The following is a 12112-nucleotide window of genomic DNA, read 5'->3' as shown; positions in this document are numbered from 1 at the left end:
CCGGGTCAGCCGGCGCCCTTTCCGTTGTCCACCCGGTACACCGCGCCGTGGATGGCCGCAGCGTCGCCACTGGCCAGGAACGCGATCGTCTTGGCGACGTCCTCGGTCTGCATGAACCCGCGCGGGGACGCGATCCGCATGATCAGATCCCAATCGGCGTTCTCGGGCGCCTCGAACTCGGTGGTCTGCGCGGTCGGCATGCCACCGGGGCAGATCGCGTTGACCCGCAACCGTTCCTTGGTGAATTCCACGGCCAGCGCACGGGTCAACCCGATCAGCCCGTGCTTGGCCGCGCAGTACCCGGCCGAGTACACCTCGCCCTCCACCCCCGCGATCGACGCGACGTTGACGATGTTCCCGCCCGTCTCGAGCAGATGAGGCAGCGCCGCACGGCACAGGTAGAACGGCCCGTGCAGGTTCACCGACAGATCGGCGTCCCAGTCCGCGTCGGTCACCGACACCGTGTGCCGCATCTTATGGAAGCCGGCGATGTTGGCCAGCACGTCCATCCGGCCGAACCGGTCGACACAGTCCTGCACCGCCTGCGCGCACGCCTCGGCCGAAGTGATGTCCACCGACGAGAAGCTGCCGCCGGGAATGTCGGCGAACACCTCGGCCATCCGCGAGGCGTCACGCGCGATGCCGAAGACCGTTGCGCCGCGCTCGGCGAACAACTTCGCCGTCGCCGCGCCCAGACCTGCCGACGCACCGGTGACCAACGCGACCTTGCCGCTGAGTTGACTCATGCCCACGACCTTCTCACGGGCCGGGCGAACCTCAGACGGCGGAGCGCGGTTTCACCGGCGGCACCGCCGCCAGCAGCGCACGCGTGTATTCCTCTCGGGGCGAGGCGAACAGATCGTCGGCGGGTCTGTTCTCCACCGCCTCGCCGTCACGCATCACCAGCACCTCGTGGCTGACCTGCCGGATGACAGCGAGGTCGTGCCCGATGAACAGATACGTAAGCCCCAGTTCGCGTTGCAGCCGCGACAGCAGGTCCAGCACCCGCGCCTGCACCGACACGTCCAGCGACGCCGTCGCCTCGTCGAGGATCAGCAGGTCCGGCTCGGCGGCCAGCGCCCGGGCGATGCTTACGCGCTGGCGCTGCCCGCCGGAGAGCTCATGGGGATACCGCTGGGCGAACTCCGTCGGCAGGCCGACCAGGTCGAGCAGCTCCTCGGCGCGTCGCCGCCGGGCATGCCTGCCGTCGGCCAGCTTGTGCACCGTCAGCGGTTCGGCGATCGAATCACCCACCCGGCCGCGGGGATTCAGCGACGAGAACGGGTCCTGGAAGACGATGCCGACGCGGCGCCGCATCCGTTTGGCCGCAGCGCCTTTCACACCGAGGATGTCGTCGCCGGCCAACGTCGCGGTACCCGCGTCCGGCTGCACCAGACCGGTCAGGCACGCCGCCACTGTGGACTTGCCCGAGCCTGATTCGCCCACCAGGCCCAGGGTCGTGCCCCGGCGCACCACGAACGACACGTCCTTGACCGCGTGCACCGTCGACCGGCCGACCGGGGTGGACACCGTGAACCGGACGTCGAGCCCGTCGACCTCGAGCAGCGGCTCGGCGTCGGGGACCGGCGGCGGACCAGAGCGCTCCAGCACGGGCCGGGCGGCCAGCAGGTCACGGGTGTACTCGGCGCGGGGCCGGTCGAACACGTCCAGGATCGGCGCCTGCTCCACGGTCACACCGGACTGCATCACGGTCACCTCGTCGGCGACCTGGCCGATCACGCCGAGGTCATGGCTGATCCACACGACCGCGGTGCCGAAGTCACGCTGCAGTGCGCGGACCAACTCGATGATCTGCGCCTGCGTCGTGACGTCGAGCGCGGTGGTGGGTTCGTCGGCGATCAGCAGCTCGGGGTCACACGCCAGCGCGATCGCGATCATCACCCGCTGGCGCTGGCCGCCGGAGAGTTGGTGCGGGTAGGAGTGCAGCCGCATCTCCGGTTCGGGCAGACCCACCGCCTCCAGCAGTTCCAGCGCCCGGGCGTTGGCCTCGCGCCGGGTCAGGTGGCGGTGCGTCTCAAGCGATTCGGTGATCTGGCGTTCCAGCGTCAGCAGCGGGTTCAGCGAGGTGCCCGGATCCTGGAAGACGAAACCGATACGCGCTCCGTGCACACTGCGCAGCACCCGCGGGGAAGCGCCGACCAACTGGATCGGTGCGTCGGCGCCGGCCAACAGGCTCGAACCGGACACCCGGGCGCCGGGAGCGTCCAGCAGGCCGGTGGCCGCGAGCGCGGTCATCGTCTTGCCCGAACCCGATTCGCCGACGATGCCGACCGTCTTCTCGCGGTCGACGTCGAAGGACACTGCGTCGACGATGGTGCGGGCGCCGATGCGTACCCCGAGGTCGGCCACGCTCAGGACACTCATCGCTCCCTCCTCCGTGCCTCGACCGTCGTGCGCTGCTTGGGATCCAGCACGTCGCGCAACCCGTCACCGAACAGGTTGAACGCCAGCACGATCAGGAAGATCGCCGCACCCGGGAACACCGCCATCCACCACGCCATCGTGACGAAACCCTGGGAGTCGAAGATCATCCGGCCCAGCGAAGGCTGCGGCGGCTGGATTCCCAGGCCCAGGAACGACAACGCAGCCTCGGACAGGATCGCGAACGCCAGCGACAGCGACGTCTGAACGATCAGCGGACCCGCGATGTTGGGCAGGATGTGCCGGCGCAGGATGAACAGGTCGCCGGTGCCCAGCGCGCGCGAGGCCGACACGTACGGTTCAGTGCGCACACCCAGGGTGCTGGCTCGTGCCACCCGCGCGAAGATCGGCGTGTAGACGATCCCGATCGCCAGGATCGTGGTGGTCACGCCCGGGCCGAGGATCGCGACCACCGCGAGCGCCAGCAGCAGCACCGGGAAGGCGAACATCACGTCCACCACCCGCATCAGCACCGTGTCCAGCCAGCCGCCGCGGTATCCGGCGACCACCCCGACCGCGACGCCGACCACCGCGGCCAGCGCCACGCTGATCACCGCGATCCGCATCGACGCCTGGACCGCGACCAGCACCCGCGACAGCACGTCACGGCCCAGCTCATCGGTGCCGAACCAGTGCGAACCACTCGGTGCGGCAAGCGCATTGGGCACGTTGACGTCGTTGATGCCGTACGGGGCGATCCAGTCCGCCGTCACCGCCACCACCGCGACGATCACCAGCACCAGCGCGCTGATCAGGGTGACCGGGTTGCGTGCGAGCAGCCGCCACGACGCGATGCGGGTGCTCTCCGGCTCGGTGGTCGTCATCCCAGTCGGATCCTCGGGTCCACGACGGCGTAGAGCACGTCGACGAGAAGGTTGATCGCCAGGAACAGCGCGGCGATGAGCAGCACGGCGCCCTGGATCAGCGGGTAGTCGCGGGCCGCCACCGCGTTGAACACCAAGCGGCCCAGGCCCGGCCAGGCGAACACCACCTCGACGACGATCACGCCGCCGAGCAGCGTGGCCAACTGGATGCCGGTGATGGTCAGGATCGGCACCAGCGCGTTGCGCACCGTGTGCCGGAACGTGACGACGCGCGGGGGCAGCCCCTTGGAGCGGGCGGTGCGCACGTAACCCATTGCGGCGACCTCCAGCACCGCCGAGCGCACATAGCGGGTCATGATCGCCGCGGCGACGACGCCGACCGTCAGGCCGGGCAGGATGATGTGCCGCAGCCAACCTGCCGGGTCCTCGAACAGCGGCCGGTAACCGGAGGTCGGTAGCCAGCCCAGCACCGTGGAGAACAGTGCGATCAGCAGGATGGCCATCCAGAAGTCCGGGATCGACACCCCGAACTGGCTGCTGACGCGGACCAGTGCGTCGCTGAGCTTGCCCTCCCGCAGTGCGGCGTAGATGCCGGCGGGCAGCGCGATCACCAGTGCGATCAGGATGCCGACGATTCCCAGCGACAGCGTCGCGGGCAGCCGTTCCAGCAGCGTGACGGTCACGGGGTCGCCGTTGCGGAAGCTGACGCCCAGATCGCCGGTCAGCGCGGAGCCGATGTAGCCGAAGAACTGCGCCACGAGCGGGCGGTCCAGGCCGCTGGCTGCCCGCAGCGCCTCGTAGGCCTCGGGCGTGTAGCGGGTGCCCAGCGCGATGCGCACCGGATCGCCGGGCACCAGGTGCACGAGCGCGAAGACCACGATGAGGACACCGAACAGCACCACCGCCGAGTACAGCAGCCGGCGCGCGACGAACCGGAGGATCATCAGACACCCCCGTCCGCGTCGAGCGTCGCCGTGCGGAACCGCACCGCGCCGTCGCGGCGGGCGTCGTACCCGGACAGGGCAGGGTTCCAGGCCTGAATCACCGACGGGTTATACAGGTAGATGTAGCTGACCTCGTCGGCGATCCGCGTGGCGGCGTCGGCGTAGACGCCCTTTCGGGCGGTCTCGTCGGTCTCCACGCGGCCGGCGTTGAGCAGGCGGTCGACCTCCGGGTCGGAGAACTTCTGCGCGTTGTTGGGACCGTCGGTGTGATGCTGGGCGTAGTAGAAGTCGTCCGGGTCGATGTTGCCCAGCCAGCCCATCATCAGCATGTCGAAGTTCCCGGAGTTCTGTTCGTCGAGCCAGGTCGCGAAGTCCACGGTGCGGATGCTCACCGTGATGCCCAGCGGCGCCAGGTTGTCGGCGATGATCTGGGCCGCCGTCACCGTCTCCGGATACTCGGTGGTGACCAGCATGTCGAGCTCGCCAGGCTGGGCGCCGGCCTCCTGCAACAGTTCCCGGGCGCGATCCAGCCCGCCCGAGGCGTACCTGTCGTACGGGGTGAACCAGGGATTGCCCTCCGGTATCGCGAGCTGGTTGACCGCCGCGGTGCCGTAGCTGGTCGCCTGCACGATCGCGTCGCGGTCGATGGCGTACGCGATCGCCTGGCGCACCCGCACGTCGTTCCACGGCTCGCGGGCCTCGTTGAGGGCCAGATACCAGTAGTCGTTGCTGGGGGTGACCGCCAGTTCGACGGACTCGTCGCCGTGCAGCTGCGTCACCCGTTGCGGCGGTACCGAATCCGTCCAGTCGACCTCGCCGGCCTGCAGCGCCGACATCGCCGTCGACGGTTCGGAGATGAACCGGAACGTGACCCCCGAGACGCCGGGAGCGCCGCCCCAGTAGTCCGGGTTGGCGCCCAGCGAGATCGAGTCACCGCTCTTCTGCCCGAGAAAGCTGAACGGCCCGGTTCCGACCGGATGGGTGGCGATCTGCCCGCTCTCGACGTTGGCCCGCGACACGATCGCCATGCCTTTGAACCCGCCGATGTTGGTCAGCATGTTCGGCGTCGGCCGATCCACTCGGATGACCACGGTGGCCGGGTCCGGAGCCTCCACCGCCTGCACCGCGCTGAACTTGTCGGAGTTGGGCAGCTGCTCGTCGATGATGCGCCGGTAGGAGAACACCACGTCGTCGGCGGTCAGCGGGGCGCCGTCGTGGAACGTGACGCCGGGGCGCAGCCGGAAGGTCCAGGTGAGCTGGTCCGGACTGACCTCCCAGGACTCGGCCAGCGCCGGTTGCATCTCCAGGTTCTCGTCGGGTTCGACGAGGGTGTCGAACACGTTCTCCAGCACCTCGAACGAGAAGTAGGCCGTCGTCTTGTGGGGGTCGAGCTGGTCGGGTTCACCGGCGATCGCGGCCACCAGCGCACCCGAGGTGCCCTGGCCCAGATCGACCCGTTCGCCGGTCGAGCAACCGGTTAGAGCAGCCATACACATACATATGACGAGAACAGCGGTCCTCACCGCCGCTCTCGCCATATGCAACCACCCCGGGACTTGAAGTCTGCAGTGGGTCGTCTACCCGGGTCGCCGGCGAACAAAACGCGCAGTCGACAAAGTCGTGACTTTGTCTGGCGGTGGCTGAAATACTGCGAGCATGAAGATGCTGCGCGGCCTCGCCGCGGTCGTCGCCCTGGCCGGTGCATCGGTGGGATTCTCCGCCCCGGCCCAGGCGGCCGGGGTGATGCAAGGTGTCTACAACTACACCGCCGAGGGCCAGTCGGGCACCTGGACCATCTACCCGGTATGCGTGCCGGTGGTGGGTGACCTGCGCGAACCGTTGTATCTGCCGGTCGGTTGCCGCCTGCATGTCGGTCCGTCGACCGGGTTGACCGGAGGCGACGCCATGCTCGTGGGCGGCGTGTGGGGCTTCAGCACTCCGAAGAAGGACGGCATGACGTGCCCGGACGGCAGCACGGCGCCGACGGTGGAGGTGATCCGGTTCGACGACGTCACCATGTCGGGAACCCGCAAGATCACCCATTCCGGCAACTGCGGATTGCCGCCCGGGATCATCGAGATCCCGTTCACGCTGTCGTTCAAAGAGCCGCTGCCGATCCCTGTCGACCAGTACCCGCTGATCTGTGAGCCCGGCGGTCTACGGCGCTGCTTCTGATGCGCGACGACGTGAAGCGGGTGGTCGTCTGGGGCACCGGGTTCGTCGGCCGGATGGTGATCCCCGAGATCGTCCGTCATCCCCGGTTCGAACTCGTCGGTGTCGGGGTCAGTAATCCCGACAAGGTCGGCCGCGACGTCGGTGACATCTGCGGGCTGGGCCGCGACATCGGGCTGACCGCCACCGATGACGTCGACGCGCTGATCGCGCTCAAACCCGACGCGCTGGTGCACTACGGCCCGACCGCCGCGCACGCCGAGGCCAACATCGAGTTGATCACCCGGTTCCTGCGCGCCGGGATCGACGTGTGCTCGACCGCGATGACGCCGTGGATCTGGCCGACGATGCATGTGAACCCGCCCAACTGGATCGAGCCGATCACCGTGGCCTGCGAGCTCGGCGAGTCGTCGTGCTTCACCACCGGCATCGACCCGGGCTTCGCCAACGACCTGTTCCCGATGACGCTGATGGGCCTGTGTTCGGAGGTCCGCCGGGTGCGTGCCTCCGAACTGCTGGACTACACCAATTACGAAGGTGACTACGACCGCGAGATGGGCATCGGCAGGCCGCCCGAGTACCGCGCGATGCTGGAGAACCCCGACATCCTGGTGTTCGCCTGGGGCGCAACGGTTCCGATGATCGCCGAGGCTGCGGGCATCATGCTCGACGACATCACCACGACGTGGGAGAAGTGGGTGACCCCCGACGAGCGCAAGACCGCCAAAGGTGTGATCGCGCCGGGGAACGTCGCCGCGGTGCGGTTCACCATCAACGGCGTCTACCAGGGGGAGACCCGCATCCAGCTGGAGCACGTGAACCGGATCGGCAACGACGCCGCGCCGGACTGGCCGTCGGGCAAGGACAACGACGTCTACCGGGTCGACATCGAGGGCACCCCGAGCATCTTCCAGGAGACCGCGTTCCGGTTCACCGACGGTTCTGGCCGCGACGCCGCAGCGGCGGGCTGCCTGGCGACCGGGCTTCGTGCGCTCAACGCGGTGCCCGCCGTCAACGACCTGTCGCCCGGCTGGGTCACCGCTCTGGACCTGCCGCTGATCCCCGGGGCCGGGACGATCCGCTAACGCCGTTTGACCAGTACCACGTGGGCCAGCGGAATGCGGGTCTGTTCGGGGGATCGGCTCATCCGCTCGGCGACCCCCCTTTCCAGTCGGTCGAAGAACTCGGCCGTGCGCGAGTCCGCGGCGCCTTCGTGCAGTGCCAGCGCCAGCGCCGGGAACACCGACGCGCGGGCGAACGCCGCCCACTTCGCGCCGAAAGCCCGCGCGTCACGGTCTTTGCAGTAGCGGTCCCAGAACCGGTCGGTGGCGTCGAAGATTTCCAGATGCTCGATCTCCAGCCGCTCGAAGCGGCCCGACGGCGCGAACGGCGCGACGAAATCGGCTGCCCGGCGGGCGACGGTGGGGATGCACATCCGGCCGGTTTCGTCGGCGGTCAGCAGCCCGTCGCCGGTCAGTTCGCCGAGGGTGTCGGTCAGCGCCGACATCAGCGGCCGGAAACCGGAGTCGTCGTCGTCCCCGACCGCCATCGTCATCACCACCAGCCGCCCACCGGGACACAGCTCGCGGCCCCGGAACGCGACGAACTCGTGCCAGTCCTCCGCGGCCTGCCGGGCGAACGCGGAGCGCACCGCGTCGTCGGTGCAGAAGTTCACCTGGATGTGGCCCTCGATGGCGCACGGCACCCGGGTCAGCCAGTGGATCGCCCACGAACTCCACCCCAGGTGCACGCTGTTGGACGGCAGGATCTGCGAGTAGAAGGACCGGCCGACGGCCGCGGCGTAGGTGGCCTTGTCCTTGCGCAGGTAGGTGTCCGGGTCGTTCTCCAGGGTGTGGAACAACGCGCTGAAGTCGTTGTCCGGGCGGTCGGTGTGGGTGACCAGCACCGGATGCTCGGACCGGGTGCGTTTCCGCAGACGCGCGATCGCCGCCCCGATCGGCAGCAGCGAGTTGTACCCGTTGGCGGCGCCGTAATCGGCGATCATGATCGACTGGGACGGATCGGGCAGCGGCACCGCGTCGGCTGCGCGCTCGAAGATCGCCGTCGCGGCCTGCAGGCCCGCTGCCTGCAGGCGCGACGCGGCGCTGTAGGAACTGCTGTCCATCGGCTCAGGGCGCACCACGATGCTGGATTCCGCCATGACCCGAACGGTAGTCCTCGCGCCGCGGCCTCGCCCAGGGGTCAGTGGCCGCGGGCGACCCACTCGTCGTAGTGCACGATCTCGTCGCCGACCGTCGTCGTGTCGCCGTGACCGGTGTAGACCACGGTGTCGCCGGGCAGCTTGCCGAGCCGGCCCGAGATCGACTCCAGGATCGTCGGGAAGTCGGAGAACGACCGGCCCGTCGCGCCCGGGCCGCCCTGGAACAGCGTGTCGCCGCTGAACACCGCGTTCATCTCCGGCGCATGCCAGCACACCGAGCCGGGGGAGTGCCCCGGGGTGTGCAGCGCACGCAACTCGGTGCCGGCCACCCGCAACGTCTCGCTGTCGGACACCGAGCGGAAGTCGCTGTCCGGGTGGGTCATTCGCCACAGCATCTCGTCGGCGGGGTGCAGCAGCACCGGCGCATCGAGAGCCTGGCCGAGCTGGGGGGCCACGGTCACGTGGTCGTTGTGGCCGTGCGTGCACACCACCGCGACGACGTGCCTGTTTCCGACCGCCTCGATGATCGGGTCCGCGGTGTGGGCGGCGTCGAACACCACCACTTCCTTGTCGTCGCCGACCAGCCAGATGTTGTTGTCGACCTCCCAGCTGCCGCCGTCGAGTTCGAACGTGCCGTGGGTGACCAGGCGCTGGATGTTGCTCATTACAGGACCACCACCGAGCGCAGCACCTCGCCGGCGTGCATCTTGTGGAACGCGTCCTCGATCTGGTCCAGGCCGATGCGTTCGGAGACGAACTTGTCCAGCGGGAAACGGCCCTGCAGGTACAGCGAGATCAACGTCGGGAAGTCCCGCTCGGGGAGGCAGTCGCCGTACCAGGACGACTTCAACGAGCCACCGCGAGAGAAGAAGTCGATCATCGGCATCTCCAGCGTCATGTCCGGTGTCGGCACGCCGACCAGCACCACGGTGCCTGCCAGGTCGCGGGCGTAGAAGGCCTGCTTCCAGGTTTCGGGCCGGCCCACCGCGTCGATCACGACGTCGACGCCGAAGCCGTCGGTCAGATCCTGGATGGTCTTGACCGGATCGAGGTCGCGGGCGTTGATGGTGTGGGTGGCGCCGAAGTCGCGCGCCCACTCCAGTTTCCGGTTGTCCATGTCGACGGCGATGATCTGTTTCGCGCCGACCAGCCGGGCACCGGCGATCGCGGCATCCCCGACGCCGCCGCAGCCGATCACCGCGACGGTGTCGTCCCGGTTCACCGCGCCGGTGTTGATCGCCGCGCCCACACCCGCCATCACGCCGCAGCCCAGCAGACCGGCGGCGGCCGGGTCGGCCGCGGGATCGACCTTGGTGCACTGACCTTCGTGCACCAGCGTCTTGTCGGCGAAGGCGCCGATGCCCAGCGCCGGGGTCAACTCCGTGCCGTCGGTCAGCGTCATCTTCTGGGTGGCATTGAAGGTGTCGAAGCAGAGGTGCGGGCGGCCCCGCTTGCACGCGCGGCACTGACCGCACACCGCGCGCCAGTTCAGGATCACGAAGTCACCGGGTTCGACGTTGGTCACGCCGGGGCCGACGGACTCGACCACGCCCGCGGCCTCGTGGCCGAGTAGGAACGGGAACTCGTCGTTGATGCCGCCCTCGCGGTAGTGCAGGTCCGTGTGGCAGACCCCGCAGGCCTGGATGTCGACGACGACCTCGCCCGGACCGGGATCCGGGATGACAATGTCGACCACTTCCACCGGCTGAGCCTTCGCCCGAGAGATCACACCGCGCACCGTTTGAGTCATGCCTAGACCCTAATAGGTCGGGCGGTTGCCGGAGATGCCTGCCCGACCGCGCGCCTGCGGGCTGATGTTCCTCGAAATGCCCCGTGGAACTGGACTGATCAGGTCTACCGTGAAGGCTGCGATGCTTATCGACAGCCGCCTCGATTTCTTGTCCGCCGCCCGCTCAGCGCACCAGCGGCGAGACTGGAGCGCGAGCTACGAGGCCTTCGACCTGGCGAGCCGGTACGCGCCGCTGCCCACCGACGATCTGGACGCGTTCGCGTTCGCAGCCTGGCGGCTCGGCCACCTCAGGGAGGCCAGTCGCGCTGCCGAGCGGGTGTTCGCCGAGTTGACCCGGACCGATCCGCTCGCTGCGGCGATGAAGCCAACGATCTGGCTCTGGCCTGGTTGGTTCGGGGGGACGTCAACATCGGCCAGGGTTGGATGAGCCGGGCGCGCCGGTTGCTCGCCTCGGCGGAGGAGAGCCCGGCGCACGGCTACCTGGCCTACCTGGATGCGACGGTCGCGGCGCTGTCCCAGGACCTGGACGCGCTCGGCGCGCACGTGAGTGCGCTCCGGGCGATGAGCGGCCGTCTCGATACGCCCGCGGTCACCGCGCTGGCCCTGATCGCGGCGGGCGTCGACGCGATCCTGCGCGCCCGCACTGCCGAGGGCTATGCGTTGATCGATGAGGCGATGCTCCCGCTGCTGGCAGACCAGGTGCCGATCGAATGGGCCGGCGACATCTACTGCATGGTGTTGCACCACTGCCACAAACTCGCCGACCTGCCGCGACTGCGGTCGTGGACGCAGTCGATGGAGCGGTGGTGCGGGGTGGCCGGATCGGTGCCGTACGGCGGCGTGTGCGACGTGCACCGGTTGCAGGTACAGATGGCCACCGACGACTACCGCGGCCTGGAGGACCGGCTCCTGACGGTGAGCCGGGCACTCGCCGAGGTCAACACCTGGGCCGCGGCCGAAGGTTTCTACCAGCTCGGCGAGGTCCGTCGGCTCATCGGCGACTTCGACGGTGCGGCAACGGCTTTCGATCAGTCGCGAAGCCTGGGTCTGGATCCGCAGCCGGGTGAGGCACTGATGGCGTGCCGACGCGGGGACGCCGCGGCGGCGTGGACAGCGGTGCGGCTCGCGCTGGCCGGCGGCGACCGGTTGGACCGGGTGCGCCTGCTGCGCGCCGCGGTCGAGATCGCACTGGGCCGGGATGCGCTCGACGAGGCCGAGAGTTACTGCCGGGAACTGGAGGCGGATGCCGAGGCGTTCGGCACGCCGGGCTTCCGGGCGTGGGCCGCGCACGCCCGCGGTGCCGTCGCGGTGCGCCGCGGGGACTTCGAGCCCGCCGTGCAGTTCCTGCAGGTCGCGTTGCGGGAGTACCGCATTCAGCAATCCCGCTATGAGACGGCCGAAGCCTACGAGTGGCTGGCGCTGGCGCGGCGCGGCCTCGGCGACCAGAACGGTGCGGCCGGCGACGCTGCGACCGCCGACGCCATCTACACCCAGCTGGGCGTCGAACCGGCGGGCATCTGCGGAGCGCCGACACCCGGAGGGCTGACCCGCCGCGAACTCGAGGTGCTGACCCGCATCGCCCGCGGCGCCACCAACCGGCAGGTGGCCGAGCAACTGCACCTGTCCGACAAGACGGTGGGCCGGCACCTGGCCAACATCTACGTCAAACTCGCAGTGTCCACCCGCACCGCGGCCGCGAACTGGGCGTTTCAGCACGGCGTGCTGACCGACGACCACTGATCTGCATCATTTGCACCAACGCATCGACCGTGCAGACACATCAAATGCCCGATGACCGAATCCGCCGCGCCGCCTAGCG

General features: G+C 69.0%; 12 protein-coding genes. 4 read left to right on the top strand and 8 right to left on the bottom strand.

What is annotated here, in order from left to right; all coding sequences use genetic code 11:
* Positions 1 to 5 precede the first annotated feature (5 nt).
* The 5 genes from C6A87_RS17460 to C6A87_RS17440 are packed head-to-tail and all read right to left on the bottom strand — an operon-like array spanning position 6 to position 5748.
* The gene (locus C6A87_RS17460) at positions 6 to 746 is read right to left on the bottom strand and encodes an SDR family NAD(P)-dependent oxidoreductase (RefSeq protein WP_311113443.1); all 741 of its coding nucleotides are present in this window, start codon (positions 744 to 746) and stop codon (positions 6 to 8) included.
* 31 nt (positions 747 to 777) lie between these two features.
* A complete protein-coding gene (locus C6A87_RS17455) occupies positions 778 to 2385 on the bottom strand; it encodes an ABC transporter ATP-binding protein (RefSeq protein ID WP_311113442.1) in 1608 nt (535 codons plus the stop codon).
* Positions 2382 to 3266, bottom strand: a complete 885-nt coding sequence (locus C6A87_RS17450) for an ABC transporter permease (protein WP_311113441.1) — start codon at positions 3264 to 3266, stop codon at positions 2382 to 2384. The genes C6A87_RS17455 and C6A87_RS17450 overlap by 4 nt, the downstream gene beginning before the upstream one ends.
* Positions 3263 to 4210 carry an ABC transporter permease gene (locus C6A87_RS17445; protein WP_311113440.1) on the bottom strand — a complete coding sequence of 316 codons (948 nt, stop codon included), beginning with the start codon at positions 4208 to 4210 and terminating at the stop codon, positions 3263 to 3265. Before C6A87_RS17445 ends, C6A87_RS17450 begins: the two co-directional genes overlap by 4 nt.
* Positions 4210 to 5748, bottom strand: a complete 1539-nt coding sequence (locus C6A87_RS17440; RefSeq protein ID WP_396836888.1) for an ABC transporter substrate-binding protein — start codon at positions 5746 to 5748, stop codon at positions 4210 to 4212. The genes C6A87_RS17445 and C6A87_RS17440 overlap by 1 nt, the downstream gene beginning before the upstream one ends.
* Before the next feature lie 118 nt (positions 5749 to 5866).
* Between C6A87_RS17440 and C6A87_RS17435 the strand changes: the two genes are divergently transcribed.
* Together C6A87_RS17435 and C6A87_RS17430 are read left to right on the top strand one after the other, a co-directional pair.
* Positions 5867 to 6385, top strand: coding sequence for a hypothetical protein (locus tag C6A87_RS17435; protein ID WP_311113438.1), 519 nt, complete (start codon positions 5867 to 5869; stop codon positions 6383 to 6385).
* Positions 6385 to 7467, top strand: a complete 1083-nt coding sequence (locus C6A87_RS17430; protein WP_311113437.1) for a dihydrodipicolinate reductase — start codon at positions 6385 to 6387, stop codon at positions 7465 to 7467. The genes C6A87_RS17435 and C6A87_RS17430 overlap by 1 nt, the downstream gene beginning before the upstream one ends.
* Here the strand turns inward: C6A87_RS17430 and C6A87_RS17425 are convergent.
* The 3 genes from C6A87_RS17425 to C6A87_RS17415 are packed head-to-tail and all read right to left on the bottom strand — an operon-like array spanning position 7464 to position 10293.
* On the bottom strand, positions 7464 to 8543 hold the full coding sequence (locus tag C6A87_RS17425; RefSeq protein ID WP_311113436.1) for an SAM-dependent methyltransferase: 1080 nt from the start codon (positions 8541 to 8543) through the stop codon (positions 7464 to 7466). The two genes, C6A87_RS17430 and C6A87_RS17425, sit on opposite strands and share 4 nt — an antisense overlap.
* Before the next feature lie 41 nt (positions 8544 to 8584).
* Positions 8585 to 9208 carry an MBL fold metallo-hydrolase gene (locus C6A87_RS17420; RefSeq protein ID WP_311113435.1) on the bottom strand — a complete coding sequence of 208 codons (624 nt, stop codon included), beginning with the start codon at positions 9206 to 9208 and terminating at the stop codon, positions 8585 to 8587.
* On the bottom strand, positions 9208 to 10293 hold the full coding sequence (locus C6A87_RS17415) for an S-(hydroxymethyl)mycothiol dehydrogenase (RefSeq protein WP_311113434.1): 1086 nt from the start codon (positions 10291 to 10293) through the stop codon (positions 9208 to 9210). The genes C6A87_RS17420 and C6A87_RS17415 overlap by 1 nt, the downstream gene beginning before the upstream one ends.
* Positions 10294 to 10402: 109 nt before the next feature.
* Between C6A87_RS17415 and C6A87_RS17410 the strand changes: the two genes are divergently transcribed.
* On the top strand, positions 10403 to 10720 hold the full coding sequence (locus tag C6A87_RS17410) for a hypothetical protein (RefSeq protein WP_311113433.1): 318 nt from the start codon (positions 10403 to 10405) through the stop codon (positions 10718 to 10720).
* Positions 10717 to 12033, top strand: coding sequence for a LuxR C-terminal-related transcriptional regulator (locus C6A87_RS17405; RefSeq protein WP_311113432.1), 1317 nt, complete (start codon positions 10717 to 10719; stop codon positions 12031 to 12033). The genes C6A87_RS17410 and C6A87_RS17405 overlap by 4 nt, the downstream gene beginning before the upstream one ends.
* The last annotated feature ends 79 nt before the right edge of the window (positions 12034 to 12112 follow it).

It is taken from the genome of Mycobacterium sp. ITM-2016-00317, assembly GCF_002968295.1.
GTDB lineage: Bacteria > Actinomycetota > Actinomycetes > Mycobacteriales > Mycobacteriaceae > Mycobacterium.
The sequence above is the reverse complement of the archived record's forward strand: the minus strand, read 5'-3'. Positions and strand labels throughout refer to the sequence as shown.